The organism is Cereibacter sphaeroides 2.4.1 (assembly GCF_000012905.2).
GTDB lineage: Bacteria > Pseudomonadota > Alphaproteobacteria > Rhodobacterales > Rhodobacteraceae > Cereibacter_A > Cereibacter_A sphaeroides.
Window position 1 is genome coordinate 2,801,036 of the sequence record NC_007493.2, and the last position, 26,396, is coordinate 2,827,431.

Genomic DNA, 26,396 nt, shown 5'->3' on the forward strand with positions numbered 1-26,396 from the left:
GCGTCAATCCCCTTTTGCAGACGTGTCTGCCGTTCTGTCCCGATTCGACGCCTGAAGCTGCTGCGCGGTCCGCAGCATGGTCTTCACTCCGGCGACGAACCCCAGCAGGGCGAAGATCATCAGGAAGATGGGCATCGTGCCGAACACCCAGTCCAGCCCGTAGCCGATCGCGAGGCCCAGCAGCATGCCGGAAACCAGCTCGATCACCATCCGCCAGGCGACTTCACCCTGCGAAAATCCCTTGCCTGCGCCGGAACGCTTGATCTGGCGGCCCGAGTGCGCCTTCGCGATCCGCTCTTCCAGCGCCCGCAGCCGGTCGGGATCGGGCTCGTCCGCCATCCTGAGCGTCCCTTCAACAGTCCCGGCTTTCCTAAGCAGGGGGGGCAACTGAGTCAAGCAACCATTTACCTCGACTTACCCATTGAATTTGCTTCGCTTTGCAGCCTGGGCCGGAGAGCCTTCCGCCCGGTTTGGGCGCTAACGGAAGCCTCCGGCACATTCAACCCGGAGGTTGACGATGCCGCGGCGCCGCGTCACATGAAGGTCATGGCCTGCACGCTCGACATCATCTTCTCGGCCCTGGCCGACCCGACGCGGCGGGCAATCCTGACGATGCTGCTCGAGGACGACATGGCCGTGACCGACGTGGCCGAGCCCTTCGACATGTCGCTGGCCGCGATCTCGAAGCATCTTCAGGTGCTGGCCGAGGCGGGGCTTATCACTCAGGAAAAGCGCGGCCGGGTGAAATGGTGCAAGCTCGAGCCGGATGCGCTGAAGGCCGCTTCGGTCTGGATGCAGGGCTTCGGCCAGTTCGAGCCGGTCAATCTCGACGCCTTCGAACGGTTCCTCGCGCGGGAGCTGGAGGAGCCGCCGGAGCTGCCCGACGCGGCCGCCTCCTGACGGGCCCCTCGCCGCCGGTTGCGAACTCCGGCGGTCAGGCAAAGAGACCCGCATAGCGCGCACGCAGGAGGGTCTTCTGCACCTTGCCCATCGTGTTCCGCGGCAGCTCCTCGACCAGCACGGCCGCGCGGGGCTGCTTGAACCGCGCGAGCCGGTCCGCGATCGCCCCCAGAACCGCCTGCGGGTCCAGCGTCACGCCCGGCCGCGGCACCAGCACCGCCAGCGCCGCCTCGCCCAGATCGGGAAGGGGCAGCCCCACCACCGCGCTTTCCAGCACGCCCGGCTGTTCGTCGAGCAAAAGCTCCACCTCCTTGGGGTAGATGTTGTAGCCGCCCGAGATGATGAGGTCCTTCTGGCGGCCGACGATCTGCACATAGCCCTCGGCATCGCGGCAGCCGAGATCGCCCGTGACGAAGAAGCCGTCCGGGCGCAGCTCCTCGGCGGTCTTCTCGGGCATCTGCCAGTAGCCCTGGAAGACGTTGGGCCCCCGCACCTCGATCACGCCGATCTCGCCGGGCGCGACCTCGCGGCCCTGGTCGAGGATCCGCAGCTCGACTCCCGGCAGCGGGAAGCCCACCGTGCCCGCCCGCCGCTCGCCCTCGTAGGGGTTCGAGGTGGACATGTTGGTTTCAGTCATGCCGTAGCGTTCGAGGATGCGGTGGCCGGTGCGGGCCTCGAACTCGGCATGGGTGTCGGCCAGAAGCGGGGCCGAGCCGGAGACGAAGAGCCTCATGCCAGCCGCAAGCGCGCGCGTCAGGCGCGGGTCGCTCAAGAGCCGCGTGTAGAAGGTGGGCACGCCCATCAGCGCCGTGGCCGCGGGCATCCAGCGAAGGATCGCCTCGAGATCGAAGCCGGGCAGGAAGATCATGGAGCCGCGGGTCAGGAGCGTCACGTTCGAGGCGACGAAGAGGCCGTGGGTGTGAAAGATCGGCAGCGCATGGATCAGCACGTCGCGCTCGGTGAAGCGCCAGAGGTCGGCCAGCGCCTCCGCGTTCGACAGGAGGTTGCGCTGGCTCAGCATCGCGCCCTTCGAGCGGCCCGTGGTCCCCGAGGTATAGAGAAGCGCCGCCAGATCCTCGGCGTCCCGGGGTTCGGCGCCGATCTCTTCGGGCCGGTCCCTCGTCCTCTGCGCGAGATCGCCCGTTCCGTCCGCGTCGAGCGTCAGGAGCCGCGCCCCGTGCCGCTCGGCCACCGGCGTAAGCGCCGGGGCCTGCGCGCTGTCGCAGAGGAAGATCCGCGGCGTGGCATCGCCCAGGAAATAGTCCACTTCGGCCGGCGTATAGGCGGTGTTCAGCGGCAGGAAGACCGCTCCCAGCGCCACCGCCGCCCCATAGACGGCCAGCGCCTCGGGGCTCTTGGCGACCTGCACGGCGATCCGGTCGCCGGGGCGCAGCCCCTCCGCCCGCAGCGCATGGGCCGTCCGGGCGAGGAGACGGAAGAAGGCGTCGCCGCTCAGCCGCGTGCCGTCCTTCAGGATTATGAGGTCGCTCGCCCGCCCTTCCAGCGGGGCGAACAGCGCATCGAACAACGGATTGGCCATCGGGTCCTCCCTCCCTTGGGCCGGGGATCAGAAGTCGGGCTTCACCCCCGGCAGCTTCAGCTCGATCAGCAGGTCACGCACCTCCTGCCGCGCCGCGATGTTGGAGAGGCTGAGCTGCTCCACCCCCGTGTCGCGCAGGTCGAGAAGCGTGAGCCCGCGCGGAAAGAGCTCGCGGAAGATCACCCGCTCGGAGAAGCCCGCGGCCACCCGGAAGCCGATCCGGCGCGAGAGATCCTCGAGCGCCGCCCCCACCTTCTTCTTGTTGTGCATCTGCTGCGCGCCGAGGCGGTTGCGCAGCACGATCCAGTCGATCGGCTTCAGCCCGGCCTGCGCGCGGAACTGGCGCGCACTCCAGACCATCTCGGCATAGATCGAGGGGCCCTTGACCTTGCCGGTCTCGGGATCGATCCGGGCCAGAAGGTCGAAATCGACGAAACTGTCGTTCAGCGGCGTCACCAGCGTGTCGGCCAGCGAATGCGCCACCTGGCTCAGCCGCGTGTGCGAGCCGGGGCAGTCGATCAGGATGAAGTCCGAGACCGGCTCGAGCGCGGCCATGGCCTTGGCCATCCGCACGTCGAGCGGGTTCTCGCCCTCGGGCACCTCGCTCTCCTCCACCTCGGGCAGGACGCGGTAGTCCGGCATCGGCAGGGAGAGACCCGAGCTTTCGGCGAAGGCCAGCCGGTTCTCGACATAGCGGCCGAAGCTGCGCTGGCGGAGATCGAGGTCGAGCGCCCCCACCCGGAAGCCCAGCCGCACCAGCGCGGTCGCCACATGCATGCAGGTGGTGGATTTGCCCGAGCCGCCCTTCTCGTTGCCCACCACGATGATATGCGCCACGGGAAGCCCTCATTCTTGCCCTGTGTCCGCGACTAGCCGCTGTCCGCCATCGGCGCAAGGGCGCCGGGGGACGCGGCCACATTCCCGCCCGCCGCCATGGCGCGGAGAACGCAGCGGACGGGGCAGGATCCGGCGCTGCCCCCCAATGCAAAAGGGCGCGCCCGAGGCGCGCCCTTCGCAGACGTGGGGTCCGAACTCAGAAGCCGAGGCCCGCGTATTTGTTCTTGAACTTCGACACGCGGCCCCCGGTGTCCATCAGCTTGGCGGTGCCGCCGGTCCAGGCCGGGTGGGCGAGCGGGTCGATCTCGAGCGCCATCTGTTCGCCTTCCTTGCCCCAGGTGGAGCGGATCTGGAACACGGTGCCGTCCGTCATCTTGACGTCGATCATGTGGTAGTCGGGGTGGATGCCCTTTTTCATGTCCGCCGCTCCTTACTCGGATTTTTCTTTGTAGTTGGTGACTTCCGCGATCCGGGCCGACTTGCCGCGGCGCGAGCGGAGGTAATAGAGCTTCGCCCGGCGGACGCGGCCGCGGCGGACGACCTCGATCGAGTCGATGTTGGTCGAGTAGAGCGGGAACACGCGTTCCACGCCTTCGCCGAAGGAGATCTTGCGCACGGTGAACGAGGCGGAGATCGTGTTGCCGCCCTTGCGGCCGATCACGACGCCTTCGTAGTTCTGCACGCGCGAGCGGGTGCCTTCGGTCACCTTGTAGCCGACGCGGACGGTGTCGCCGGCCTTGAAGTCCGGGATGGTCTTGCCGAGAGCGGCGATCTGCTCGGCCTCGAGTTGCGCGATCAGGTTCATCGCAAGTCCTTTCCAATGCTCGCGGTTGCCCCGCGAAGTGATGCCGCCTCAGAGCTCTCGGTCTTCATCCGGGTCCCTACCGCGCGCCGCGCAGTAAGCCCGCCAGAGATCAGGCCTGCGTTCCTTCGTCAGCCTCTCGGCCTCGGCTCTCCGCCAGCGGGCGATGTTCGCGTGATGGCCGGAGAGAAGAACCTCCGGGATCGTGCGATCCTGCCAGACGGTCGGCCGTGTATACTGCGGAAATTCAAGAAGTCCCTCCGAAAAGGATTCCTCTTCGGTGGACGCATGATTCCCGAGCACGCGCGGTATAAGGCGCACAGTGGCGTCGATCAAGGCCTGAGCCGCGATCTCGCCCCCCGTCAGGACGAAATCGCCGAGGCTGACCTCCTCGACCGCATAGGCATCGAGAACCCGCTGGTCGACGCCCTCGAACCGGCCGCAGAGAAGGGTCAGGCCCTCGGCCCCGGCCCAGTCCCGCGCCATGGCCTGGCTGAAGGGCTTGCCGCGCGGCGAGAGATAGACCACCGGCCAGCGCGACCGCTCGGGCGGGGTGCCCACGGAGGCGGCATCGAGCGCACGGGCCACGATGTCGGCGCGCAGGACCATGCCCGCCCCGCCGCCCGCGGGATTGTCGTCGACATTGCGGTGCCTGCCCTCGCCGAAGGGGCGCAGGTCGATGGTCTCGAGCGACCAGAGCCCCATCTCGAGCGCCTTGCCGGTCAGCGACAGGCCCAGCGTGCCGGGAAAGGCCTCGGGGAAGAGGGTGACGATGCGCGCCTGCCAGGCGCCCTTCAGCACCGGCGGCCCGCCCAGCTCGCGCGGCTGCAGCGAGGGACGGATGGACAGCCGTCCATGGGATCGGGGGGCGTCGGTTGGGTCGCTCATGGCGCGCGGTATGGGCGAAACCGGCCTTCTGGGCAAGGGCGCGGATCGGGCGGGCGCGTCAGGCCGCGCGCGACGCTCCGCGGCGCAGGCCCATGCGGTCGAGCGCCGTGGCGTGGGTCGCCGCGGCCCGGAGCGCGGTGATCGACGGGCAGTCCGGCTCGGCCTGGGGACGCTGCTCGAGCAGGTCCTGCAGGCGCAGGGTCAGCAGATGCAGGAGACCCCGGTCGCTGCCCGCCACGCGCAGAGCCCGCACCGGCTCGGCCCGGCCGGGGCAGGTGTCGGCCGCGGCGACCGAGGTGGCCTGCAGGATCAGCGCCCGCCGCGCGGCAAGGCTGCCGTCCCGCGCCTCCGCCAGTCCCCGGTCGAGCGCATCGAGGAGGGCCGCGCTGGTGACCGCGGGCGCCAGCGCCACGAGGCGCGCCATCAGCTCCGCCTCGTCCGTCTCGTCGGGCAGCCGGAAGAAGGGAGCGACCAGCCGGTCTGCCCGCTGGCTCTCGAGCTCGACCGCGAGTTCCTCGGGCACCTCGTCGAGATAGCCATGGGCGAAGGCCAGCCGCTCGGGCTCGAGCGTGAGGCGCGAGAAGGGGATGGACAGCAGCGCGAGGGTGAGCGGCAGGGAGATCTCGATCGCGACGGGACCGGGCAGAAGGCCGGCCGTCCCGCGCCCGACGGCGAGGAGGAGGAGCACGAGACCGCCCTGCAGGGCCACCGTCGCCGCCGCGCGGGCCAGGGCCTGCGGCTCGCGCCATCCCGCGGGATCGGCCGGCCAGTGTGCGGGCCGCATCACCATGGTCCAGAGGGTGAAGAGCGCCACGAAGGGCGGCACGACGGGCCAGGGATGTCCGCCGAGCCCTGCGAGGAACGGCCCGAGATAGAGAAAGGCCGTGAAGAGCAGCGAGAGGCGGAGCTGAAGCCCGAGCGGCATGGGATCACCTTTTGCGGTCCTGCGGCAGGATCGGGCGCAAAAGTGGTGAAGGTTGGGCGAGGACGGGCTGAATTCGGGACGCGGGCCGGCCGCCGGGGGCTGTCTGCCCCCGGACCCCCGAGGATATTTGGGCAGAGTGAAAGAGCGGACGCTCAGTCGAGCCCCTCGGGCGGGTCGGCCACGATGCGGCCTGCGGCCAGATCGACCGTCGGCACGACGGCGCGGGTGAAGGGCAGGAGGAGACCCTCGCGCCCGGCCGCGCCGGCGACCTCGAGAATGTCGCCCGCGCCGTGGTTGTGCACGGCATGGACCCGGCCCAGAAGCGCGCCCCCGGTGTCGCGCACCTCGAGCCCGATCAGGTCGGCATGATAGAATTCGTCGTCGCCGAGCGAGGGGAGCCGCGCGCGGTCGACATAAAGCCCCACGCCGCGCAGGGCGTCGGCCTCTTCCTTGGTCGTGACGTCCGACAGACGCGCGCCGAGCCCGCCCGCGACCGGCCGGGTGAGCGTCACGCGGAAGCTGCGGTCGCCCTTTTCGGTCGAGAGCGGGCCGTAGGAGGCGATGTCGGTCGGCTCGGTGCAGAAGGACTTCAGCCGCACCTCGCCCTTCACGCCGAAAGCTCCGGCGATGGCACCCACGCAGACGCGGTCGGTCTTGGTCATCTTCGGCCCCGGAAAATGCAAAGGGTCGGCGGGACGCGCCCGGAGGCCGCGCCCCGCCGCCGTGGATCCGGGCAGCCCGCCGAACGGGCCGCGCTCACGATCACTCGGCCGAAGCCGCGGCCCGGTCGGCCTTCTTCTTGGCCAGCTCGGCCATGCGCTTGCCCGGCACGGCGGCCTTGGGGTTGTTGCGCACGGCCTTCTCCTTCAGGCCCGCGGCCTCGAGGAAGCGGGCCACGCGGTCGGTCGGCTGCGCGCCCTGGGCCAGCCAGTATTGCACGCGCTCGAGGTTCATCTTGATGCGGTCCTCGCTGTCCTTGGCGAGAAGCGGGTTGTAGGTGCCGAGCTTCTCGAGGAAGCGGCCATCGCGCGGCATCCGGCTGTCGGAGGCGACGATGGAATAGTGCGGACGCTTCTTCGAACCGCCACGGGCGAGACGGATTTTCATAGCCATGGGTTTTCTCCTGTCTTGGCTGTCACCGGGCGGGCCCGGTCATTTCTGCAGTTTCTCGTGATGCCTGATGACTTCGGAAATGATGAAGTTCAGGAATTTCCTGGCGAACTCCGGATCCAGGTCGGCCTCCTTCGAGAGCCATTCCAGCCGCTCGATCTGGCGCGCCTCACGCGCGGGATCGGAGGGAGGAAGGTCGTGCTCGGCCTTCAGCCGCCCGACCGCCTGGGTCTGCTTGAACCGTTCCGCGAGCGTATAGACAAGGATCGCATCCAGCCGGTCGATGCTGTCGCGGTGGTCGCGGAGCAGGCCCTGGGCGCGGGCGGCAGCGGCATCGGTCATGGGGACGGGATCCTCCGGATGTTCGGGACGCGGGGCACTCATACGGACAATTCCGGCACGGGGTGACGGTAGACGAGCACGCCGTCGAGCGTGCCCGGATCGGGACGGGCCCCGAGCCGCTCGGCCAGCCGGCGCGAGCGGAAATTCTCGGGGGCGATGCAGGAGACGAGACCGGGCAGGCCCAGGGCGCCGAAGGCATGGGCGCGGGCGGCCTCGGCGGCTTCCTGCGCGTGACCCTGCCCCTCGGCCTCGGCGGTGAAGAGGAACCCCAGCTCCGGCTCGGGGTCGCCCGGCTCCATGCCGATCAGCACGAAGCCCAGAAGCTCGCCCCGGCGCTCGACCGACCAGAGGCCGTGGCCGCGCAGGAGCCAGGTGGCCACCATGCGGCAGAAATCGTTCCAGGCCTCGGCGGGCGCCATCGGCCCGCCGAGGCCCAGCCCGCGGTCTGAGCCCACGATCTCGGCGTAGGTCGCGAAATCCTCGAGCCGGGGCGCACGGAGCCGCAGACGCGGGGTCGCGAGCTCGGGCACCGCGGCGGCGAGGCTCGCGGCCTGCATCGCCGCGGCGCGGGTCAGGGGATGGGTCCAGGGCTCGCTCATCCGCGCCCCCCGGGGCCGGGGTGGCGGAAGACCAGCGTCGGCCCGTCTCCCGGATAGGCCGCCGTCTCGTCGCGCACGGCCCCCAGCCGCTCGGCCAGGGCGATCGATCGGACATTGTGCGGATGGATGTAGCTGACGGCGGTCTTCCAGCCGAGGTTCTGGAAGGCATGGCGCCGGGCAGCTTCGGCCGCCTCGCGCGCATAGCCCTGCCCCTCGCCGGCGTCGGTGAAGACCGACCAGCCGATCTCGTGCTCGGGCCAGCCCTCGGGGAACCAGGGGCCGACCATGCCCAGCGCCTCGTCGCTGCCGCGGCGGGTGAAGACGAACATGCCGTAGCCGCGCAGCACCCAGTGGCCGACCATGTGGCCGAAGGCGCGCCAGGCCTTGTCGCGCGTCAGTGCGCCGCCGATGAAGCGGGCCCGCTCGCCGGTGAGGAAGGCCGCGATCGGCTCCCAGTCGCGCGCAGCAGGCATCCGCAGCGTCAGCCGTTCGGTGGTGAGGGCGGGGCTTCCGGTGACCGAGATCATGCGTAGGCCTCGATCCCGCCGTCCGCGTCGGACGGGTGGCGGTAGATATGGATGAGCCGGCCGCCTTCCTCGAAGGCGCGTTCGAGCGTGGCGCCGAGGCGCCGGACCAGCGAGAGGCTGCGGACGTTCTCGGCATCGATCATGGAGATGAGCGGCCCCATGCCGAGACGGACCTGCATGTGGTCGCGCGCCGCGAGCGCCGCCTCATGGGCATAGCCCTTGCCTTCGTGGCCCTCGTAGAGGTGCCAGCCGAGTTCCGGTTCGGGCCAGCCGATGTGGTTGATGACCCCGACCCGCCCCACGAAGGCGCCCTCGCGCGTATCGACCGACCACATGCCGTAGCCGCGCAGCGCCCAGTGGCCGATGCCGGCGAGAAAGATCCGCCAGGTGCCGAAACTGTCCTGCCGCCCGCCGATGAAGCGCGTGCGGTCGCTCTCGCCGAAGGCGATCATCGCGGGCAGGTCGCTCTCGCGCGGGCCGCGCAGGACGAGGCGGTCGGTCCGCAGGACCGGGATCTCGAACGGCAGGTTCATGCGCGCCCCTCCGGGCCACGCGCCTCCGGCCGCCGGACGGCGGGGAGGCTCGCGGAGGCGGGGCGCACGGCCTGCCTCATTTCTTCTTGCCCATGCCGAGGCCCGAGAGGCCCGGCGGCAGCTTCATGCCGCCCGGCATTCCGGGAAATCCGCCCATCCCGCCCATGCCCGGCGGCAGCTTGCCCTTCATGGCGGCCGCCGCGGCCTGCATCTCCTCGGGGCTGACGCCGGACATGTCCGGCATGCCGCCGCCCTTGCCCATCATCTGCTTCAGGGCCTGCTTCATCATGCCGCCCTTGCCCATCTTCTTCATCATGTCGGCCATCTGCCGGTGCTGCTTCAGCAGCCGGTTCAGCTCCTGCACCTCGAGGCCGGCGCCTGCCGCGATGCGCTTCTTGCGGCTGGCCTGCAGCAGGTCGGGGTTCGCCCGCTCCTTCTTGGTCATCGAGTTGATGAGGGCCACCTGACGGCGGATGAACCTGTCGTCGAAGCCCGCTTCCTCGGCGGCCTTCGACATCTTGCCCATGCCCGGCAGCATGCCCATCATGCTCTGGATGCCGCCCATCTTGAGCATCTGCTCGAGCTGCATCTTGAGGTCGTTCATGTTGAAGAGGCCCTTCTGGAACCGCTTCATCATCTTGGCGGCCTGCTCGGCCTCGAACGTCTCCTGCGCCTTTTCGACGAGGGCCACGATGTCGCCCATGCCGAGGATGCGGCCGGCGATCCGCTCGGGCTCGAAGGTCTCGAGCGCATCCATCTTCTCGCCGAGGCCCACGAAGCGGATCGGCTTGCCGGTCACGGCGCGCATCGAGAGCGCGGCGCCGCCGCGGCCGTCGCCGTCCATCCGGGTCAGCACCACGCCCGAGATGCCCACCTTGCCGTCGAACTCGGCCGCGACATTCACCGCGTCCTGCCCGGTGAGGCCGTCGACGACGAGCAGCGTCTCGCGCGGCTGCGCGAGGTCGCGCACCGCCTGAACCTCGTCCATCAGCACTTCGTCGATGTGCAGACGGCCCGCGGTGTCGAGCATGATGACGTCGTAGCCGCCCATCGCCCCTTGCGTCTTGGCGCGCTTGGCGATCTGGACCGCGCTCTCGCCCTTGACGATGGGCAGCGTGTCCACGCCGATCTGCGCGCCGAGGATCTGAAGCTGCTCCATCGCCGCCGGGCGGTTGGTGTCGAGCGAGGCCATCAGCACCCGCTTGCCCTGCCGCTCGGCCAGCCGCTTGGCGAGCTTCGCCGTCGTCGTCGTCTTGCCCGAGCCCTGAAGGCCCACCATCAGGATGGTGGCGGGCGGGTTGTCGATCTTGAGCGCGTCGGCTTCGCCCTCGCCGCGCAGCACGGACACGAGCTCGTCATGGACGATCTTCACGACCTGCTGGCCCGGCGTCACCGACTTGGTGACGCCCTGGCCCGTGGCCTTCTCCTGAACCTTCTTGACGAAATCCCGCGCCACGGGCAGCGACACGTCGGCTTCGAGCAGGGCGACGCGCACTTCGCGCAGCGCGGTCGCCACGTCGTCCTCGGTCAGCGACCCCTGCTTGGTGAGCCGCTCGAACACGCCGCCTAGGCGTTCGGACAGACTTTCGAACATCGCGGTCTCCCCCGACCTGTTGAACTCTGCCCCGACCTAGGACGGGACGGCGAAAATCACAACGGCACCCATGGGCGCATCGCGCTGATGGGTGGCGATCCCGGTCGTGCACCGGGACCGGAGGCTCCAACGGAACTCCGGAAATCTTCGCGGCGATACGCTTCCTCGGGCGCGGAGTCAACCCATGCAGGGGATCGAGGCGCAGCCCATGCAAAAGGCGCGTCCCTTGCGGGGCGCGCCTTTCCTCCGGCGGGAGCGGCCGGAGCGCGGCAACGGGAGGTCAGCCGTTGCTGCGGTCGACCGGTTGCAGCGCGATCAGCTCCGACAGGGTGTAGTCGGCCGGGTTGACGCCCAGCGACCGGGCGAGCTGCGCCTTGGCCACGACCGAGTCGGCCTGCACCGTCGTGCCGGTCTCACCCTTCAAGATGAAGGCCTCGGTCGCGCGGTTGCCCGACTCGATGGCGCCGTAGAGCTTCACGAGCTCGGTGGGGCTGTATTGCCCGTGCGGAACCCCGAGCGCGAGCTCGAGCTGACGCACCGAAGCGGCGTCCATCGCCTGCGTCGCATCCGCGCCTTTCGGATGGGCGAGGATCCACTGCACCAGCGCGGGCTTGTGGGCCGCGCGCGCGGCCTTCAGGCTGACGATCTGGCCGAGGCTGTAGCTCTCGGCCGAGACGCCTGCGCCGGCGGCGATCTGCGCGGTGTTGGTGTCGGCGAAGGCGGCCCCGGTCGAGCCGGCAATGGCGAGGACGAGGGCGGCGGGAATGAATTTGAACGACATCTCATGTCTCCTGCTGGGCCGTCCGCCCCTGCGGATCGGCCGATTATCCTTTGCGGGCCGTGGCTTGCGCTCCCTCCGTCTCCGGCTTGGGGCGATCTCCGCGGCTCGTGAGGAGGATGTAGGCTCTGAGCGTTAGCCGTGTAAGTTCCCGGCTCGGCCAGTATGCTGTGCACAGGCGCACATCACTTCCACGCGATTCGGACGGGGGCAGACATGGGATTCGAAAACTGGGACGAGGTGCGGACCGCCTTTCAGGTGGCGCGGCTCGGCACCGTGTCGGGAGCGGCCGAAGTGCTCGGCGTGCATCACGCGACCGTCATCCGTCACATCGACGCGCTCGAGCGCCGGCTCGGCGCGCGGCTCTTCCAGCGCCATGCGCGCGGCTACACGCCGACCGAAGCGGGCCGCGACCTCCTCCTCGTGGCCCAGACCACCGAGGAGCAGTTCTCGCAGCTGTCGAGCCGCATCAAGGGCAATGGCGAGACGGTGGCGGGCGAGCTGGTGGTGACGTCGGTACCGGGCTTCTCGAGCCTCATCACGCCGGTCCTCACCAGCTTTCAGGAGCGTCATCCCGCTGTCGTGGTGCGCTACCTGACAGACCTGCGCCTCTTCCGCCTCGAATATGGAGAGGCGCATGTGGCGATCCGCGCGGGCTCGACCCCGGAAGAGCCCGACAATGTGGTCCAGCCGCTCGCACGCCTGCGCACCGCGCTCTATGCCGCGCCCGCCTATGCGGCCGCGCACGGCCTGCCCGCGGGCCCGGAGGAGTTCGAGCGGCACCGGTTCGTCGGCGCCGACATTCCCCGCGCGCCCTATCATCGCTGGCTGCGCGATCAGGTCTCGCCCGACCGGATCACCTTCCGCGGCACGGAATCGGCCGCGCTCGCGGATGCGGTGCGGCAGGGCGCGGGGCTGGGCTTCCTGCCGGTGCGCGAGGCCACGGGCACCGACCTGATCGAGATCCTGCCGCCCCGCCCGGAATGGGAGTCCCCGATCTGGATCGTCACCCATGTCGATCTGCACCGCACGCTGAAGGTGCAGAACTTCCTGTCACATCTGAAGGAAGCCGCGAAGGACTGGGTGGACGTCTGATTCCCCGGGGGCGAGGCAAGAGCGCCCGGCTCACGGGCGGAGGCCCGATCGACGACTGACAGGAAGGGGAAAGTGGCGCACCCGGAGCGATTCGAACGCCCGACCCTCAGATTCGTAGTCTGATGCTCTATCCAGCTGAGCTACGGGTGCGTGGTGACGGCGATTTAGCCGGGGCCGCCGGACAATGCAAGGGCCGATCCGAAGATTTCTTCGGGACCCGGACGCCGCACGGGCCGCAAGCCCTGTCGGAAGGGGCCGCGGCCCTTCTGCGAAAGGCGTCAGAGCCTTGCCGGTCTCGACGCTTTTCTGATGCGGCTGTGCGTGCTCAGCCTTCCGGTTCGCTTCTGATGATGCAAGGGGCGCGGCCCGCGGACGCAGGGCCGGACAGGCGGCGCGCACGAAAGGGCTGCTCCACCCCGGGCCTCGTCGGGTTTTACCCACGTCAGGGCCTCGGCTTAGGGATGACCGGCCGGGCGGGCAATGCGCAAGGACGGCCGAGGGGCCGACAGATCATCAGACGAGGGCGCTGAGACCGGCCCCCTTGGGCAGGCGGATGATGAACTCCGTCCCGTCGCTGTCGCTCCGCAACAGGTCGAGCCGTCCGCCGTGACCACGCACCAGCTCGGCCGAGATGGCGAGCCCGAGGCCCGAGCCCCCCTTGCGCGCCCCGCCCTGGAAGGCGGTGAAGAGATGTTCGCGCGCCTTGGGCGGCAGGCCCGGCCCGGTGTCGCCCACCTTGATCCACCACTCTTCCTCGCCCTCGCCCGCCGAGAGCTCGATGGTGCCGGGCCGGCCCGCCGTCTCCAGCGCCTGCCGCGCATTGCGCACGAGGTTGCCCAGCACGCGGTAGAGCTGCTCGCCGTCGGCACGGATCACCATGTTCGGCGCCACATCGATCAGGCAGCCCACGCTGGCATCCGCCACCAGCGATTCGGCCTCGGCCACCTCCTCCATCAGCCGGCGCAGCGGCACGCGCGCGATCTGGGGCGGCGGCTCCTCGGCGCGCCCGAAGGTCAGCGTCGATTCGCAAAGCGAGACCGCGCGCCGGATCGATCCCACCAGCTTCGGCGCCGCCCGGGCCACCGCCGGATCGTCGGAGGCCGACAGCCGGTCGGCAAACAGCTGCGCCGTCGTCAGGATGTTGCGCAGGTCGTGGCTGATCTTGGCCACCGCCCCGCCGAGCTGGGCCAGCCGCTCCTTCTGGCGCAGCGCGCCGATGAGCTGGGTCTGCATCATCTGCAGCGCCTCCTCGGCCTCGCGCAGCTCGCGGATGCCCGCGGTGGGCGCGATCACGCGGCGCGCATCCTCGGGCGCTTCGGCATAGGCGGTCATGTGGGTGACGACCCGCCGGATCGGCACCACCAGAAGCCGCCGCACCGCAAGGAACAGCAGAAGCGCCGTCACCATCGAGATCAGCGCCGAGAAGACGAGCACCCGCGCCCCATGCTCGAGCATGGCCTTGCGCATGGGGCCCCGTTCGAGCGCGACCTCGATCTGCTGGCCGCCGCTCTCCACCGGTTCGCCGATCACCCGAATCACGCCCTGCTTGTCGAGCACATCCATGAAGGTGTCGCGGATCAGCCCGAGGGGGCCCGCGAAGCGCAGGTCGTAGGTCTGCTCCACCGGCACGGGAATGGGCGAGGACAGCACAAGCTGGCGCACCTCGTCGCGGCGCAGCACCACGTTGTAGACGCCCGCATTGGCCAGAAGCTCCGCCTCGAGGTCGGGCGCGATCATGTCGTCCGCCGCCAGCAGGGCCAGCGACGCGATCTGCGCCTTCTCCAGCCGGAGGAGGAGGTAATCCTCGCGGAAGCGCGCCACCGAGGGCACGAGGATCAGCACCTCCGCCAGCATGACGAAGGCGGCGGTCAGCATCAGGAACCGCCCGGAGAGCGTGTTCAGGAACCGCCGCAAGATCTTGTCCTTCCGACTCTACCGGTTACCAACGCGCCCATCGGATCCACGGGTCCGTCAGGGCAACAGGCGTTGCAAAGTGCGCACCGCCGTCCTGACCACCCGACTATCAAAGAGCTTCGGGGAAAAATAGGCTCCTGCCGCGCGTTTCGACAGTTCGTTGAGCGTGGGATAGGGCAGCACCAGACCCGCCACCGTCGAGAGCTTGGCGCCCGAGGCCAGCGCCATGGCCCAGAGGCCGATCATCTCGCCTGCGTGGGGGGCCACGATGGAGACGCCCACCGGCCGGCCGCGCGCCACCATGAGCTTCACGAGCCCCTCCGTCGCGGCTTCCGCCTGCGCCCGGTCGCTGCCCGCAACCGGCACGCGCAGCACTTCCAGCCGGTCGCCGTGGATCTCGCGCGCCTGCGCCTCGGTCAGGCCGATCTGCGCCAGTTCCGGCTCCGTATAGGTGACATGCGGAATGAGCGCCGTGGCCTTCGAGGGCAGCCCGAACAGGATCGAGCGGATCACGACCGAGGCGTGATAGCCTGCGAGATGGGTGAACTGCGGCCCGCCTGCGGCATCGCCCACCGCATAGATCCGCCGGTTCGAGGAGCGCAGATCGGGCCCGACCTTCACACCCTTCTCGGTCACCTCCACCCCGGCGGCCGCCGGATCGAGCGCGTCCAGCGCAGGCTTTCGGCCCGCGGCTACCAGAAGATGCGAGCCCGCGATGCGCCGGTCTCCGGCCGTCACCTCGAGGCCATGGGCCAGAGGCTGCACCGCCTCGGCCCGGGCGCCCTCGACGATCTCCACCCCCTCGGCCCGCAGCCGGTCGAGCAGGACGGCCGCCAGTTCGGGATCGTCCTTGGGCAGCGCCTTTTCCCCCGCGATCACCGTCACGCGAGAGCCCAGACGCCGGTGCGCCTGCGCCATCTCGATGCCGACCGGCCCGCCGCCGATCACGATCAGATGCTCCGGCCGTTCGCGAAGCGCGAAAATCGTCTCGTTCGTCAGGGCCTTGACCCGGTCGAGCCCAGGGATCGGCGGCAGGAGGGGCCGCGAACCGGTGGCGATCACGAAGCGGCGCGCCACCACCGTCCGCGCGCCCACGCGCAGTTCGGTCGGCGAGACGAAGCGGCCCCAGTCGCGCAGGACGCGCACGCCCAGCCCCTCGAACCGCTCCTGACTGTCATGCGGAGCGATGGCGGCGATGGTGCGCGCCACATGGTCCTTGACCGCGGCGAAGTCGATCTCGGGCTCGACCGGACGGATCCCGAAGGCCCCGGCCGTCCGCATCGCCTGCGCGGCCTTGCCTGCGGCGAGCAGCGCCTTCGAGGGCACGCAGCCCGCGTTCAGGCAGTCGCCACCCATCTCGCCCGCCTCGACCAGCACCACCCGCGCGCCCATCTGCACCGCCCCGGCCGCGACCGACAGCCCGCCCGAGCCCGCGCCGATCACGCAGAGATCCGTCTCGATCCGCTCCATTCACCGTCCCTTCCGTGCAAGTTTCAGGACGATAGGCAGCGCCGAGAGCGCGGCAAGGCCGAGAAGCGGCCCGAGCACCTGCGGCGTGAAGATGATGCCCAGATCCGGCGCTTCTCCGCGCGCGAGCACGGCGCCGAGGCCGGTGCCGACCGAGGTATAGACGAGCGCGCCGGGCAGGATGCCCAGCACCGTGGTCACGGCGAACCGGTGGAGCGGGACATTCAGGAAGGCCGGCAGGAGGTTCGCCACGAAGAAGGGCACCACGGGCACCAGCCGCATGAGAAACAGCACGGACCACTCGCTCTCGCGGATGCCGGCCTGAAGGCGCGCGACCGCCCCGCCCTGCGCCTCGATCCGCTGCGAGAGCCGGGCGCCGAAGCCCGCCCGGGCCGCGAGGAACAGGAGCACCGCCCCCACCGACGCGGCCGCGACATTATAGAGCACGCCCGGAAAGAGCCCGAAGAGGAAGCCCCCCGTCAGGGTGCAGAGCAGCGAGCCCGGCAGGCTGAAGGTGACCACCGCCACGTAGGCCGCCAGAAAGGCCAGCACGGAGGCCCCGTAATGGGCATCGCGGAAGGCCAGAAGCGCCTCGCGGTGCTGCGCCAGCGCCTCGAAGGACAGCCGGTCGTGCAGCAGCACCGCCCCTCCCGCGGCCACGAGGAGAATCACGAGGATCGGCAGGCGGCGGAGAAGGTCGGCGGATCGGCGCGTCTGCAAGGGCGGCTCCATGGGGTCGCGGTCAAGATGGGGTCTTGCCCGCGCGACGGCCAGTGCTGCGGCGCCGGGGGCCGGGATTTTCTTGAACCGGACGAATTGACTTGGCTCCGCGTCGCCACTATGAGGCGGGCTTCAAAGGAACGTGGCCTGCGAATCCGCGGGGGTTCCGGCTGCATACCTAGGAGATCCGCGATGAAGCGCACTTTTCAACCGTCGAACCTGGTCCGCGCGCGTCGCCACGGCTTCCGCGCGCGCATGGCCACCAAGGGCGGCCGCCTCGTGCTGAACGCCCGCCGCGCCAAGGGCCGCAAGAAGCTCTCGGCCTGAGCGACCGCAAGGGCCCAGTGACATGACGCCGCCGGAGGCCGGAGGGACAGGCAGCGATGCCGCGCCCGCCGGATCTCCGGCGGCGTCGGCACATCCCGCCCCCGAGATCCTGAGGAAACGCGCCGACTTCCTGCGCGCGGCCCAGGCGCGCCGGCAGGGCACGCCCGGCTTCCTGCTGCAGGCCCGCCGCCGCGAGGCGGAAGGCGGCATCCGGGTGGGCTTCACCTGCTCGAAGAAGGTGGGCAACGCCGTCCTCCGCAACCGCGCCAAGCGGCGGCTCAGGGCGATTGCGCGCGCGGTGCTGACGGTGCAGGGCCATGCCGGCTGGGACTATGTCCTCGTCGGCCGCCCCGGCGCCACGGTCGAGCGTCCCTATGCCGCCCTCCTCGCCGATCTCGAGCGCGCGCTCCGCCAGATCCACGGCGAGCGGGGATGAGCCCGCTGGCGCAGGTCCTGGCCCTGCCCGTGCGGGCCTACCGCCTGCTTCTCAGCCCCTGGGTCGGCCATGGCTGCCGCTACCAGCCCACCTGTTCGGTCTATGCGCTCGACGCGCTGGAGCGGCACGGGGCGCTGAAGGGCGGCTGGCTGGCCGCCCGCCGCATTCTCAGCTGTCATCCCTGGGGCGGATCGGGCTACGATCCCGTGCCGGGCGCCGATCCCGAGCACGACCGGCGCCCCCGCGGCTGAGCGTCCCCATCCCGCCGGAGACCCGCATGTTCGACGATCAGGACGAGATCCATCCGCTGCTCGCCGGCGCCCCGCAGACGACCGAGTTCCGCAAGCTGCGCAAGCGGATCGTGCGCGAGGTGCGCGAGGCCATCGAGACCTACGGCATGGTCGAGCGCGGCGCGCGCTGGCTGGTCTGCCTCTCGGGCGGCAAGGACAGCTACACCCTGCTCGCAGTGCTCCACGAGCTGAAATGGCGCGGTCTCCTGCCGGTGGATCTGCTGGCCTGCAACCTCGATCAGGGCCAGCCGGGCTTTCCCGCCACGGTCCTGCCCGAGTTCCTGAGCCGGATGGGGGTCCCGCACCGGATCGAATATCAGGACACCTATTCCATCGTCATGGACAAGATCCCGCAGGGGCGCACCTACTGCGCGCTCTGCTCGCGGCTCCGGCGCGGCAACCTCTACCGGATCGCGCGCGAGGAAGGCTGCTCGGCCGTGGTGCTGGGCCACCACCGAGACGACATCCTCGAGACCTTCTTCATGAACCTCTTCCACGGCGGCAGGCTGGCCACCATGCCGCCCAAGCTCGTGAACGAGGACGGGGATCTCTTCGTCTACCGCCCGCTGGCCTTCGTGGCCGAGGCCGATTGCGAGAAGTTCGCCCGCGACATGGCCTATCCGATCATCCCCTGCGACCTCTGCGGCTCGCAGGAGGGCCTGCAACGCCAGCAGGTCAAGCAGATCCTCGACGGCTGGGAGGCACGGAGCCCCGGCCGGCGACAGGTGATGTTCCGCGCGCTGATGAATGCGCGCCCCTCGCACCTGCTCGACCCCGGCCTGTTCGACTTCCTCGGTCTCGCCACCGCCCCGCGCGCCTCCGAGGAGAGGCAGGACGAGCCGCCGCACCTTCGGGGCGAAGCTTAACCTTCCACTGAGATTCCCTTCGTAGGGTGTGCAGTCGGGGCCATGGCCCAGCCACCACGAAAAGGGGGTCGCAATGCAGCTCTCGGGCCGATCATCCTCCGGTCTCGGACGCGCGGGACAGCTGCTGCGCCGGCCCGAGGTCCTGGCCTTCCTGCCCGCCCTGTCGCTGCTCGCCTACTGGCTCGGGGGCGAGCGGGCCCTCGTCTTTGTCGCACTCGGCCTGCCGCTGTTCTACGCGACGGTGGGCGCCTTCCGCCCGGCCGCGCCGTCCGTGACGCCCGACGGGCTGGCGCTGCGCCCGCAGGTGATCGCGTCGCTCGACCGGGTGCTTCAGGACCGCGAAAGCACCGGACGGACGACGGCCTGCCTCGTGCTGCAGTTCGACGGGATGGACAAGCTTCTCGACCGGCACGGGCGTGCCACGCAGTCGGAGGTGCTGGCCCGCTGCTGCGACCGGCTGTGCAGCACCCTGCGCGAAGGCGACACGGTGGCCCGGCTGGAAGGCGGCGGCCTTGCCGTGGCCCTGCATCCGGTGCGCCGGCTCGACCTTCAGTCGGTGGTGCTGCTGGCGGGCCGTCTGCAAACCGCGATCGCGGCTCCGATCAGCGTGGAGGGCACGCGGATCCATGTGACCTGCTCGATCGGCTTCTGCCTGGCGGAGCGCACGCCCGCGCCCACCGGGCGTGCGCTGCTCGATGCGGCGCAGATGGCGGCAGACGAGGCCAGCCGGAACGGCCCCGGCGCCGTGCGCGCCTATGCCCTCGGCATGAGCCGCAACCGCGCCGACCGGGACGCCGACCGGGGGCTTCTGGAGACCGCCCTCGACACCGGCCAGTTCACGGGCTGGTTCCAGCCGCAGATCCGCACCGAGGACGGTGCCATAGGCGGGTTCGAGGTCCTCTCGCGCTGGCAGCATCCCGAGCGCGGACTGCTCCTCCCGCAGGATTTTCTGCCCGCCATCGAGCGGGCGGGCCTCTCCGAACGGCTGGGCGAGGTCATGCTCTTTCAGGCGCTCACCGCCCTGCGCCACTGGGACCGTGCCGGTCTCTGCGTCCCCTGCGTCGCGGTGAACTTCTCGGCCACCGATCTGCGCAACCCGCGCCTCGTCGACCGGCTGAAGTGGGAGCTCGACCGATTCGAGCTGACGCCCGCGCGCCTCTCGGTCGAGATCCTCGAGACGGTGGTCGCCGAGGGCGCGAGCGATGTCGTCGTTCACAACATCGCGGGCCTCTCCGCCTGCGGCTTCGGGGTCGATCTCGACGACTTCGGCACCGGCCACGCCTCGATCACCACGATCCGCCGCTTCGCCCTCCGGCGGCTGAAGATCGACCGCAGCTTCGTGACACGGGCCGATTCCGACGCGGCCCAGCGGACGATGCTGGCCGCGATCATTTCCATGGCGCGACAACTCGGGCTCGAGACACTGGCTGAAGGCGTGGAAACGCCGGGAGAACTGGCCACGCTCACCGCCCTCGGCTGCGGCTACCTGCAGGGCTATGCCATCGCCCGCCCGATGCCGCTTTCGGACGCCACCGCCTGGCTCGAGAACCGGCGGGTGCGCCTGCCCCTTGCCGCCCGGTGCGCAACGCCCGGTTCCTGACCCCCGGGCGGCACGGCGACCCCCGGTCGCTCACGGGGAAAAGCGCTTGACCTTTGCCCCCCCCTTCTGTTGAACGGCCGCACCCCTGAACAGGAACCGCGTGTCTTTCATGGACGATCAGAACAAGAACCTCATCCTGGCGACCGGACTCAGCTTCCTCGTGATCATGGTCTGGTTCTTCCTGTTCCCGCCCCCGGAGGCGGTGACGGAAGGCGAGCCCACGGTCGCGACGCAGCAAACCGCCGTGGCCCCCTCGGCCACCCCGGATGCTCCGACGACCGCCGTGCCGCCGGACGCGGATCTGCCCGAGACCCAGCGTGTCGTCATCGACACGCCGCGGCTGCAGGGGTCGATCTCCATGCTGGGCGGGCGGCTCGACGACCTGTCGCTCAAGTCCTACCACGAGACGCTCGATCCGCAGTCGCAGATCGTCCGCCTGCTCTCGCCGGTGGGCCAGCCCAACGCCTATTACGCCCTTTACGGCTGGACCCCCGCCGGGGCGCTCGGCTACGAGGACGTGCCCGGCGCCAACACGACCTGGACCCAGGTCGGCAGCGGCGCGCTCGGCGTGGACCAGCCGGTGACGCTGCAGTGGGACAATGGCAAGGGTCTCGTCTTCACGCGGACGATCTCGGTCGATGACCATTACATGTTCAGCGTGGCGCAGACGGTCGAGAACAATTCCGGCCAGGCCGTCCAGCTCGCGCCGTACGGCATCGTCGCCCGCCATGGCAAGCCCCTGAACCTGCAGAATTTCTTCGTTCTTCACGAGGGTGTCGTCGGCCGCGCCGACGGCAAGCTCACCGAGACGAAATACGACAAGGTGGCCGAGCTGCCGCAGGTCGCGCGCGAAGGCGCGCAGGCCGAGGTGATCGACGCGCAGCAGGACGGCTGGATCGGCTTCACCGACAAATACTGGATGACGACGCTGATCCCGCAGCAGGGCCAGCCCTTCACCAGCGTCACGAAATACGTCCCCGGCGCCGACATCTATCAGGCCGAGACGCGCGAACAGCTCGTCACCGTCGCGCCCGGCGCCACGGCCGAAGTGAGCTCGCGCCTCTTCGCCGGCGCGAAGGAATGGGAGACGATCCGCGCCTACCAGAACGAGGGCGCGACTGAGCCCACCGAGGGAGCCGAGCCGATCCCGGGCTTCATCGACTCGATCGACTGGGGCTGGTTCTTCTTCCTGACCAAGCCGATCTTCACGGTGCTGCACTGGCTCAACCACATGATCGGCAACATGGGTCTTGCCATCATCGCGCTGACCTTCCTGCTCAAGGCGCTGGTGCTGCCGCTGGCCTACAAGTCCTACGTCTCGATGGCCCGCATGAAGGAACTGCAGCCCGAGCTCGAGGCGCTGCGCGAGCGCGCCGGCGACGACAAGATGCTCATGCAGCGCGAGATGATGCGGCTCTACAAGGAGAAGCAGGTGAACCCGGCCGCGGGCTGCCTGCCGATCCTGATCCAGATCCCGATCTTCTTCTCGCTCTACAAGGTGATCTTCGTCACGATCGAGCTGCGCCATGCCCCCTTCTTCGGCTGGCTGAAGGACCTGTCGGCGCCCGATCCGTCCTCGATCTTCAACTTCTTCGGCCTCGCCCCCTGGGCCGCGCCGACGCCCGGCACGACGATGGCGCTGATCTTCATCGGGGCCCTGCCGATCCTGCTCGGCGTCTCGATGTGGCTGCAGCAGAAGCTGAACCCGGCACCCGGGGACAAGGCGCAGGCGATGATCTTCGCCTGGATGCCCTGGGTCTTCATGTTCATGCTCGGCCACTTCGCCTCGGGCCTGGTGCTCTACTGGATCGTGAACAACCTCATCACCTTCACCCAGCAGTATGTCATCATGCGCAGCCACGGCCATCACCCGGACATCTTCGGCAACATCAAGGCCAGCTTCAGCCGCAAGCCCGCGGCGCAGCCCGCCGGCAAGGCCGCGAACGACGGTGCGGCGCCGGCGAAGAAGCGGAAACCATGACGGCGCGGCTCCGCCACATCTGCCGTCACCCGATCAAGGCCCACGGACGCGAGGAACTCGCGTCCGTTCTGCTTTCGCCGGGGGCCTGCCTGCCGTGGGACCGCCACTGGGCCGTCGCGCACGAGGGCGCGCGCCTCGACGGCGGCTGGGCGCCCTGCCAGAATTTCACCCGCGGTGCGAAGGCGCCGGGGCTGATGGCGATCACGGCCGCGCTCGACGAGACCACCGCCTGCGTCCGGCTTTCGCATCCGGACCTGCCCCCCCTCGCCTTCCGCCCCGACGATCCGGCCGAGACGGCGCGGTTCCTCGACTGGGTGGCGCCGCTCATGCCCGAGGGCCGCGCGCGGCCCGCCCGCATCGTCTCGGCCGGTCGCGGCATGACCGACAGCGCCTTCCCCTCGGTCTCGATCCTCTCGCTCTCGAGCCTGACCGACCTCTCCGTCCGAATGGGCCGGTCGCTCTCGATCCACCGCTGGCGCGGAAACCTCTGGGTCGAGGGCTGGGAGCCCTGGGCCGAGTTCGACCTGATCGGGCGCGAGATCCGCGTGGGCCCCACCCTTCTGCGCGTCGAGGAGCGGATCACCCGCTGCCGCGCCACCATGGCCGATCCCGGGACCGGCGTGGTCGATGCCGACACGCTCGGCGCGCTCGAGACCCACTATGGCCACCGCGACTTCGGCATCTATGCGACCGTCCTCGAGGGCGGCCCCCTGACCATCGGCGACGAGGTGAGATCGTGACATCCCTGCCCTTCCCCCTCTCCCCCGAGCCCGACGAGGCGAGCCGCGAGGCCGGCCGGCTTCTCTTCGCCGGACCCTGCGACTTCGTGAAGGGCGTGACCACGATGGAGGCGCTGCCGCCGGCCGACCGGATCGAGGTCTGTTTCGCCGGTCGCTCGAACGTGGGCAAGTCGAGCCTCATCAACGCGCTGACCGGCCGCAAGGCTCTGGCGCGGGCCTCGAACACGCCGGGCCGGACGCAGGAGATCAACTATTTCGCGCTCGGCCCCAGCCGCTATCTCGTCGACCTGCCGGGATACGGCTATGCCGAGGCGCCGAAGCCCATCGTCCAACGCTGGCAACGGCTGCTCAAGGGCTATCTCGCCGGCCGCCAGACGCTGCGGCGGGCCTTCGTGCTGATCGACACCCGGCACGGGGTGAAATCGGTGGACGAGGAGATCCTGACCCTGCTCGACCGCTCGGCCGTGACCTTTCAGGTGGTGATGACCAAGGCCGACAAGGTGAGCCAGGCCGAGCGCGAGGCGGTGCTGGATCAGGTGCGGGGCGCCCTCAAGAAGCACCCGGCCGCCTACCCCGAGCTTGTGATGACGAGCTCGGAGAAGGGGATGGGGATCGAGACCCTGCGGACGATCGTGGCCACGCTCGGCTGACGCTCAGACGTGCTGGGCGCCGTTGACCTCGATCTCGGCGCCCGAGATGTAGCTCGACTGGTCGGAGCGGAGGAACCAGATCGCATCCGCGACCTCGCTCGGCTGACCCAGCCGCTGCAGCGGCAGCTTCTCGACGATCTTGTCGGTGCCGGGCGAGAGGATCGCGGTCTCGACCTCGCCGGGCGCAAGCGCATTCACCCGCACGCCGAGCGGCCCGAAATCGTGCGCCATCTCGCGCGTGAGCGCCGCCAGCGCCGCCTTCGAGGTGGCATAGGCCGCGCCCGCGAACGGATGCACCCGGCTGCCCGCGATCGAGGTCACGTTGACGATCGAGCCCTTGCCGGCTGTCAACTCTTCCTGCAGGCCGCGGGCCAGCACGACACAGGCGAAGAAATTGACGTGGAACACCTGTCCCCAGGTGCGCAGGTCGGTGGTGATCGTGCTCAGCCGCTCGCCCTTCGGCCCCTTCGGCGAGACGCCCGCATTGTTGACCAGCGCATGGAGCCGGCCGTCGATCTTGTCCTTGATCGCCTCGATGGCCCGGATGGTCATGTCGGGATTGGCGAGATCGACCTGGATATGGTTCTCCTCGCCGCCGGGCCAGGGGCAGCGCGGATCGAACGGCTGACGCGAGCAGGTCAGCACCCGCCAGCCCTCGCGCGAGAATCTCTTGACCGTTGCGTGGCCGATGCCGCGGCTGGCGCCGGTCAGCACCATCGTCTTCTGTTCGCCCATGATCGCCATTCCCCTTTTCGGCGAAGCTACGCGAGCGGGGCGCATTTGCAAGGCACCGCCGCTTGGCAGGCCCCCGCAAAGGCGCTACCAGAGGCGCGACCCCGACAACCGCCCGCAGATGAGGCCGCCGCCATGACGCGAGATCCGATCGCCACCGCCCGCACCCTGTCGGAGGCCCTACCCTATCTTCAGCGCTACGCGGGCGCCGTGGTGGTGGTCAAATTCGGCGGCAACGCCATGGGCGACGAGGCCGCGATGGCCGAATTCGCGCGCGACATCGTGCTGATGCGGCAGGTGGGGGTGAACCCGGTCGTGGTGCACGGCGGCGGGCCCATGATCAACGAGCTTCTGGGCAAGCTCGGCATCAAGTCGGAATTCGTGCGCGGCAAGCGCGTGACCGACAAGGCCACGGTCGAGGTGGTCGAGATGGTGCTCTCGGGCCTCGTGAACAAGCGGATCGTGCAGGCGATCAACGATCAGGGTGGCCGCGCGGTGGGCATCTCGGGCAAGGACGACGACCTGATGGTCTGCGTGGCCGACGACCCGGATCTCGGCTTCGTGGGCAAGCCTGTCGAGATGAACGTGCAGGTGCTGCGCGATCTCTACAATGCGGGGATCATCCCGGTCGTCGCCCCGGTCGCGACCGGCATGGCCGACAACGAGACCTTCAACGTGAACGGCGACACGGCGGCGGGCGCCATCGCCGGCGCGCTTCAGGCCGACCGCCTGCTCCTTTTGACCGATGTGGCCGGCGTGAAGGATGCCAGCGGCGAGGTGCTGAGCCAGCTCACCCCGAGCCAGGTGCGCGAGATGGTGGCCTCCGGCACGATCTCGGGCGGCATGATCCCCAAGACCGAGACGGCGCTCGCCGCCCTCGACGAGGGCGTGCGCGCGGTGGTGATCCTCGACGGCCGCACCCCCAACGCCTGCCTGATCGAGATCTTCACCGACGAGGGCGCGGGCACCATCATCCGCTCGACCGAGCCCCGGGTGAAGCCGCGCGTGCGGCGCTGATGCTCGAGCGGATCGAGGCGCGGGCGGCGGCCGAGCGGCTCACGATCCTCGGGGGCTTTGCGACCGAGCCCGGCGACGGGCTGCCCGAGGGGACGCAGAGCCTCCTCCTCCTCGGTCCGCGCGAGCCGGGATTCTGGCCGCACCTCACCGCCCAGCCCGAATGGCAGGACGGCCGCCCGGACCCGGTCGACCGCTGGTCCGAGCGCGTGATCGCGCGCCTCGCCCACGAGATCGGCGCCTTTCCGGTCTTTCCCTTCGGCGGCCCGCCCTGGTGGCCCTTCTACGGCTGGGCCCTGCGCACGGGCCGCGCCTTCGCCTCGCCGGTGCGGCTGATCGTCCATGACGAGGCCGGGCTCTTCTTCTCCTGCCGCGGGGCGCTCGCGCTGCGCGAACGGCTGGAGCCCGCCCGAGGGGTCTCGCCCTGCACCGACTGCGCCAACCGGCCTTGCCTCACGGCCTGCCCCGCGGGGGCGCTCGGCGCCGGGGGCTATGACGTGCCGGCCTGCCATGCCTTCCTCGAAAGCCCTGCGGGCACCTCCTGCCTCGACCGCGGCTGCGCGGTTCGCCGCGCTTGCCCCCGCTCGCAGGGCCATGCAAGGATGGAGATCCAATCCGCCTACCACATGAGGCAGTTCCACCGATGACCAAGCGCCTGATCCTGATCCGCCATGCGAAGTCGGCCTGGGACGATCCCCTGCTCCCGGACCACGACCGTCCGCTCAATCCCCGCGGCGAGGGTGCCGCGCGCGACCTCGGCCAGTGGCTCGCCTCGCGCGGCTATGTGCCGGGCGAAGTGCTCTGCTCCGACGCGCTGCGCACCCGGGCGACCTGGGAGGGCATCGCTCCCTTCCTCTCCGACGCGCCGGAGCCCACGCTGAAGCCCGCGCTCTACCATGCCGGCGCCGACGTGATGCTGGCCGTCCTGCGTCATGCCACCGCCGACACGGTCTGCCTGCTCGGCCACAATCCGGGCATCGCCGAATTCGCCCATCGGCTGGTCAAGCACCCGCCGCTCAGCCCCGAGTTCCAGAAATATCCGACCGGCGCGACGCTGGTCGCCGATTTCGGCGAGATCGACTGGGCGGATGCGGGCTACGGCATGGCCGAGCCGGCAGACTTCATCGTGCCGCGCGAACTGGTGAGCTGAGCCGCGGCCGCCCCTTTCATTCTGGCAGAAATATCCTCG

32 protein-coding genes and 1 tRNA gene are annotated in these 26,396 nt (G+C 69.8%); 13 read left to right on the forward strand and 20 right to left on the reverse strand.

All coding sequences use genetic code 11. The annotated features are described in order from the left end of the window. Positions 1-3 precede the first annotated feature (3 nt). Positions 4-339: an AtpZ/AtpI family protein gene (locus RSP_RS13575; RefSeq protein ID WP_002721377.1), complete on the reverse strand. Its 336-nt coding sequence runs from the start codon at positions 337-339 to the stop codon at positions 4-6. 207 nt (positions 340-546) lie between these two features. On the opposite strand from RSP_RS13575, the gene RSP_RS13580 reads away from it, so the two are divergent. Then, positions 547-900 (forward strand): ArsR/SmtB family transcription factor, encoded by a 354-nt coding sequence (locus tag RSP_RS13580; RefSeq protein ID WP_011841832.1) that lies wholly within the window; start codon positions 547-549, stop codon positions 898-900. A 34-nt stretch (positions 901-934) separates the two neighbouring features. Here RSP_RS13580 and RSP_RS13585 read toward each other — a convergent pair whose 3' ends face one another. The 14 genes from RSP_RS13585 to RSP_RS13650 all read right to left on the reverse strand — a co-directional run bounded on the left by RSP_RS13585 (position 935) and on the right by RSP_RS13650 (position 11,378). Beyond that, on the reverse strand, positions 935-2,440 hold the full coding sequence (locus tag RSP_RS13585) for a malonate--CoA ligase (protein ID WP_011338678.1): 1,506 nt from the start codon (positions 2,438-2,440) through the stop codon (positions 935-937). 27 nt (positions 2,441-2,467) lie between these two features. After that, a complete protein-coding gene (locus RSP_RS13590; protein WP_002721383.1) occupies positions 2,468-3,277 on the reverse strand; it encodes a division plane positioning ATPase MipZ in 810 nt (269 codons plus the stop codon). Between the two features lie 196 nt (positions 3,278-3,473). After that, on the reverse strand, positions 3,474-3,695 hold the full coding sequence (gene rpmE / locus RSP_RS13595; protein WP_002721385.1) for a 50S ribosomal protein L31: 222 nt from the start codon (positions 3,693-3,695) through the stop codon (positions 3,474-3,476). Between the two features lie 12 nt (positions 3,696-3,707). Then, positions 3,708-4,082, reverse strand: coding sequence for a 50S ribosomal protein L19 (gene rplS / locus RSP_RS13600; protein WP_002721387.1), 375 nt, complete (start codon positions 4,080-4,082; stop codon positions 3,708-3,710). Positions 4,083-4,130: 48 nt separating this feature from the next. Then, the gene (gene trmD, locus RSP_RS13605; protein WP_011338679.1) at positions 4,131-4,967 is read right to left on the reverse strand and encodes a tRNA (guanosine(37)-N1)-methyltransferase TrmD; all 837 of its coding nucleotides are present in this window, start codon (positions 4,965-4,967) and stop codon (positions 4,131-4,133) included. A gap of 58 nt (positions 4,968-5,025) precedes the next feature. Next, positions 5,026-5,892, reverse strand: a complete 867-nt coding sequence (locus RSP_RS13610; RefSeq protein ID WP_011338680.1) for a hypothetical protein — start codon at positions 5,890-5,892, stop codon at positions 5,026-5,028. 152 nt (positions 5,893-6,044) lie between these two features. Next, positions 6,045-6,554, reverse strand: coding sequence for a ribosome maturation factor RimM (gene rimM / locus RSP_RS13615; protein ID WP_002721394.1), 510 nt, complete (start codon positions 6,552-6,554; stop codon positions 6,045-6,047). Positions 6,555-6,654: 100 nt separating this feature from the next. Next, entirely contained in the window at positions 6,655-7,005 is a 351-nt protein-coding gene (gene rpsP, locus RSP_RS13620; RefSeq protein ID WP_009563092.1) for a 30S ribosomal protein S16, read from the reverse strand. Between the two features lie 39 nt (positions 7,006-7,044). Further along, the gene (locus RSP_RS13625) at positions 7,045-7,344 is read right to left on the reverse strand and encodes a chorismate mutase (RefSeq protein WP_002721398.1); all 300 of its coding nucleotides are present in this window, start codon (positions 7,342-7,344) and stop codon (positions 7,045-7,047) included. 38 nt (positions 7,345-7,382) lie between these two features. Next, a complete protein-coding gene (locus RSP_RS13630) occupies positions 7,383-7,943 on the reverse strand; it encodes a GNAT family N-acetyltransferase (protein WP_011338681.1) in 561 nt (186 codons plus the stop codon). Next, positions 7,940-8,470: a GNAT family N-acetyltransferase gene (locus tag RSP_RS13635; RefSeq protein WP_011338682.1), complete on the reverse strand. Its 531-nt coding sequence runs from the start codon at positions 8,468-8,470 to the stop codon at positions 7,940-7,942. The genes RSP_RS13630 and RSP_RS13635 overlap by 4 nt, the downstream gene beginning before the upstream one ends. Beyond that, positions 8,467-9,003 carry a GNAT family N-acetyltransferase gene (locus RSP_RS13640; RefSeq protein WP_011338683.1) on the reverse strand — a complete coding sequence of 179 codons (537 nt, stop codon included), beginning with the start codon at positions 9,001-9,003 and terminating at the stop codon, positions 8,467-8,469. The genes RSP_RS13635 and RSP_RS13640 overlap by 4 nt, the downstream gene beginning before the upstream one ends. A 76-nt stretch (positions 9,004-9,079) precedes the next feature. Continuing rightward, complete coding sequence (gene ffh, locus RSP_RS13645) at positions 9,080-10,597, reverse strand: signal recognition particle protein (protein ID WP_011338684.1); 1,518 nt, start codon at positions 10,595-10,597, stop codon at positions 9,080-9,082. A 280-nt stretch (positions 10,598-10,877) separates the two neighbouring features. After that, entirely contained in the window at positions 10,878-11,378 is a 501-nt protein-coding gene (locus RSP_RS13650; RefSeq protein ID WP_002721408.1) for a hypothetical protein, read from the reverse strand. A gap of 213 nt (positions 11,379-11,591) precedes the next feature. On the opposite strand from RSP_RS13650, the gene RSP_RS13655 reads away from it, so the two are divergent. Further along, a complete protein-coding gene (locus RSP_RS13655) occupies positions 11,592-12,470 on the forward strand; it encodes a LysR family transcriptional regulator (protein WP_002721410.1) in 879 nt (292 codons plus the stop codon). 73 nt (positions 12,471-12,543) lie between these two features. Here the strand turns inward: RSP_RS13655 and RSP_RS13660 are convergent. The 4 genes from RSP_RS13660 to RSP_RS13675 form a co-directional block, all read right to left on the reverse strand. After that, positions 12,544-12,620, reverse strand: a tRNA-Arg gene (locus tag RSP_RS13660). A gap of 363 nt (positions 12,621-12,983) precedes the next feature. Continuing rightward, positions 12,984-14,384, reverse strand: a complete 1,401-nt coding sequence (locus RSP_RS13665) for a sensor histidine kinase (protein ID WP_009563098.1) — start codon at positions 14,382-14,384, stop codon at positions 12,984-12,986. 57 nt (positions 14,385-14,441) lie between these two features. After that, entirely contained in the window at positions 14,442-15,854 is a 1,413-nt protein-coding gene (locus RSP_RS13670) for a dihydrolipoyl dehydrogenase family protein (RefSeq protein WP_011338686.1), read from the reverse strand. Beyond that, positions 15,855-16,583 carry a TVP38/TMEM64 family protein gene (locus RSP_RS13675; protein ID WP_011338687.1) on the reverse strand — a complete coding sequence of 243 codons (729 nt, stop codon included), beginning with the start codon at positions 16,581-16,583 and terminating at the stop codon, positions 15,855-15,857. Between the two features lie 180 nt (positions 16,584-16,763). Here RSP_RS13675 and rpmH point away from each other — a divergent pair, with 180 nt between their 5' ends. The 8 genes from rpmH (at position 16,764) to yihA (ending at position 23,461) form a co-directional block, all read left to right on the forward strand. Next, positions 16,764-16,898, forward strand: a complete 135-nt coding sequence (rpmH, locus tag RSP_RS13680; RefSeq protein WP_002721419.1) for a 50S ribosomal protein L34 — start codon at positions 16,764-16,766, stop codon at positions 16,896-16,898. A gap of 22 nt (positions 16,899-16,920) precedes the next feature. After that, positions 16,921-17,334: a ribonuclease P protein component gene (rnpA, locus tag RSP_RS13685; protein ID WP_002721421.1), complete on the forward strand. Its 414-nt coding sequence runs from the start codon at positions 16,921-16,923 to the stop codon at positions 17,332-17,334. Further along, positions 17,331-17,585, forward strand: a complete 255-nt coding sequence (gene yidD / locus RSP_RS13690) for a membrane protein insertion efficiency factor YidD (protein WP_002721423.1) — start codon at positions 17,331-17,333, stop codon at positions 17,583-17,585. Before rnpA ends, yidD begins: the two co-directional genes overlap by 4 nt. Positions 17,586-17,611: 26 nt before the next feature. Beyond that, positions 17,612-18,490: a tRNA 2-thiocytidine(32) synthetase TtcA gene (gene ttcA, locus RSP_RS13695; RefSeq protein WP_011338688.1), complete on the forward strand. Its 879-nt coding sequence runs from the start codon at positions 17,612-17,614 to the stop codon at positions 18,488-18,490. A gap of 73 nt (positions 18,491-18,563) precedes the next feature. Beyond that, on the forward strand, positions 18,564-20,090 hold the full coding sequence (locus tag RSP_RS13700) for a putative bifunctional diguanylate cyclase/phosphodiesterase (protein WP_011338689.1): 1,527 nt from the start codon (positions 18,564-18,566) through the stop codon (positions 20,088-20,090). A 109-nt stretch (positions 20,091-20,199) separates the two neighbouring features. After that, positions 20,200-22,071 (forward strand): membrane protein insertase YidC, encoded by a 1,872-nt coding sequence (yidC, locus tag RSP_RS13705; RefSeq protein ID WP_011338690.1) that lies wholly within the window; start codon positions 20,200-20,202, stop codon positions 22,069-22,071. Beyond that, complete coding sequence (locus RSP_RS13710; protein WP_011338691.1) at positions 22,068-22,811, forward strand: MOSC domain-containing protein; 744 nt, start codon at positions 22,068-22,070, stop codon at positions 22,809-22,811. Before yidC ends, RSP_RS13710 begins: the two co-directional genes overlap by 4 nt. Then, positions 22,808-23,461: a ribosome biogenesis GTP-binding protein YihA/YsxC gene (yihA, locus tag RSP_RS13715; RefSeq protein WP_011338692.1), complete on the forward strand. Its 654-nt coding sequence runs from the start codon at positions 22,808-22,810 to the stop codon at positions 23,459-23,461. Before RSP_RS13710 ends, yihA begins: the two co-directional genes overlap by 4 nt. A 3-nt stretch (positions 23,462-23,464) precedes the next feature. Here the strand turns inward: yihA and RSP_RS13720 are convergent, their stop codons facing one another. Then, positions 23,465-24,205, reverse strand: coding sequence for an SDR family NAD(P)-dependent oxidoreductase (locus RSP_RS13720; RefSeq protein WP_017139979.1), 741 nt, complete (start codon positions 24,203-24,205; stop codon positions 23,465-23,467). Positions 24,206-24,328: 123 nt separating this feature from the next. Here RSP_RS13720 and argB point away from each other — a divergent pair, with 123 nt between their 5' ends. The 3 genes from argB to RSP_RS13735 are packed head-to-tail and all read left to right on the forward strand — an operon-like array spanning position 24,329 to position 26,357. Continuing rightward, positions 24,329-25,210, forward strand: a complete 882-nt coding sequence (argB, locus tag RSP_RS13725; protein WP_002721433.1) for an acetylglutamate kinase — start codon at positions 24,329-24,331, stop codon at positions 25,208-25,210. Then, positions 25,210-25,854, forward strand: a complete 645-nt coding sequence (locus tag RSP_RS13730; protein ID WP_011338694.1) for a hypothetical protein — start codon at positions 25,210-25,212, stop codon at positions 25,852-25,854. The genes argB and RSP_RS13730 overlap by 1 nt, the downstream gene beginning before the upstream one ends. Continuing rightward, the gene (locus RSP_RS13735; protein WP_011338695.1) at positions 25,851-26,357 is read left to right on the forward strand and encodes a SixA phosphatase family protein; all 507 of its coding nucleotides are present in this window, start codon (positions 25,851-25,853) and stop codon (positions 26,355-26,357) included. The genes RSP_RS13730 and RSP_RS13735 overlap by 4 nt, the downstream gene beginning before the upstream one ends. The last annotated feature ends 39 nt before the right edge of the window (positions 26,358-26,396 follow it).

Bases quoted from the DNA above. Each gene is read 5' to 3' on its own strand.
- RSP_RS13575 (WP_002721377.1), bottom strand. From the start codon at position 339: ATGGCGGACGAGCCCGATCCCGACCGGCTGCGGGCGCTGGAAGAGCGG.
- RSP_RS13580 (WP_011841832.1), top strand. From the start codon at position 547: ATGGCCTGCACGCTCGACATCATCTTCTCGGCCCTGGCCGACCCGACG.
- RSP_RS13585 (WP_011338678.1), bottom strand. From the start codon at position 2,440: ATGGCCAATCCGTTGTTCGATGCGCTGTTCGCCCCGCTGGAAGGGCGG.
- rpmE (WP_002721385.1), bottom strand. From the start codon at position 3,695: ATGAAAAAGGGCATCCACCCCGACTACCACATGATCGACGTCAAGATG.
- rplS (WP_002721387.1), bottom strand. From the start codon at position 4,082: ATGAACCTGATCGCGCAACTCGAGGCCGAGCAGATCGCCGCTCTCGGC.
- trmD (WP_011338679.1), bottom strand. From the start codon at position 4,967: ATGAGCGACCCAACCGACGCCCCCCGATCCCATGGACGGCTGTCCATC.
- RSP_RS13610 (WP_011338680.1), bottom strand. From the start codon at position 5,892: ATGCCGCTCGGGCTTCAGCTCCGCCTCTCGCTGCTCTTCACGGCCTTT.
- rimM (WP_002721394.1), bottom strand. From the start codon at position 6,554: ATGACCAAGACCGACCGCGTCTGCGTGGGTGCCATCGCCGGAGCTTTC.
- rpsP (WP_009563092.1), bottom strand. From the start codon at position 7,005: ATGGCTATGAAAATCCGTCTCGCCCGTGGCGGTTCGAAGAAGCGTCCG.
- RSP_RS13625 (WP_002721398.1), bottom strand. From the start codon at position 7,344: ATGACCGATGCCGCTGCCGCCCGCGCCCAGGGCCTGCTCCGCGACCAC.
- RSP_RS13630 (WP_011338681.1), bottom strand. From the start codon at position 7,943: ATGAGCGAGCCCTGGACCCATCCCCTGACCCGCGCCGCGGCGATGCAG.
- RSP_RS13635 (WP_011338682.1), bottom strand. From the start codon at position 8,470: ATGATCTCGGTCACCGGAAGCCCCGCCCTCACCACCGAACGGCTGACG.
- RSP_RS13640 (WP_011338683.1), bottom strand. From the start codon at position 9,003: ATGAACCTGCCGTTCGAGATCCCGGTCCTGCGGACCGACCGCCTCGTC.
- ffh (WP_011338684.1), bottom strand. From the start codon at position 10,597: ATGTTCGAAAGTCTGTCCGAACGCCTAGGCGGCGTGTTCGAGCGGCTC.
- RSP_RS13650 (WP_002721408.1), bottom strand. From the start codon at position 11,378: ATGTCGTTCAAATTCATTCCCGCCGCCCTCGTCCTCGCCATTGCCGGC.
- RSP_RS13655 (WP_002721410.1), top strand. From the start codon at position 11,592: ATGGGATTCGAAAACTGGGACGAGGTGCGGACCGCCTTTCAGGTGGCG.
- RSP_RS13670 (WP_011338686.1), bottom strand. From the start codon at position 15,854: ATGGAGCGGATCGAGACGGATCTCTGCGTGATCGGCGCGGGCTCGGGC.
- RSP_RS13675 (WP_011338687.1), bottom strand. From the start codon at position 16,583: ATGGAGCCGCCCTTGCAGACGCGCCGATCCGCCGACCTTCTCCGCCGC.
- rpmH (WP_002721419.1), top strand. From the start codon at position 16,764: ATGAAGCGCACTTTTCAACCGTCGAACCTGGTCCGCGCGCGTCGCCAC.
- rnpA (WP_002721421.1), top strand. From the start codon at position 16,921: ATGACGCCGCCGGAGGCCGGAGGGACAGGCAGCGATGCCGCGCCCGCC.
- yidD (WP_002721423.1), top strand. From the start codon at position 17,331: ATGAGCCCGCTGGCGCAGGTCCTGGCCCTGCCCGTGCGGGCCTACCGC.
- ttcA (WP_011338688.1), top strand. From the start codon at position 17,612: ATGTTCGACGATCAGGACGAGATCCATCCGCTGCTCGCCGGCGCCCCG.
- RSP_RS13700 (WP_011338689.1), top strand. From the start codon at position 18,564: ATGCAGCTCTCGGGCCGATCATCCTCCGGTCTCGGACGCGCGGGACAG.
- yidC (WP_011338690.1), top strand. From the start codon at position 20,200: ATGGACGATCAGAACAAGAACCTCATCCTGGCGACCGGACTCAGCTTC.
- RSP_RS13710 (WP_011338691.1), top strand. From the start codon at position 22,068: ATGACGGCGCGGCTCCGCCACATCTGCCGTCACCCGATCAAGGCCCAC.
- RSP_RS13720 (WP_017139979.1), bottom strand. From the start codon at position 24,205: ATGGCGATCATGGGCGAACAGAAGACGATGGTGCTGACCGGCGCCAGC.
- argB (WP_002721433.1), top strand. From the start codon at position 24,329: ATGACGCGAGATCCGATCGCCACCGCCCGCACCCTGTCGGAGGCCCTA.
- RSP_RS13730 (WP_011338694.1), top strand. From the start codon at position 25,210: ATGCTCGAGCGGATCGAGGCGCGGGCGGCGGCCGAGCGGCTCACGATC.
- RSP_RS13735 (WP_011338695.1), top strand. From the start codon at position 25,851: ATGACCAAGCGCCTGATCCTGATCCGCCATGCGAAGTCGGCCTGGGAC.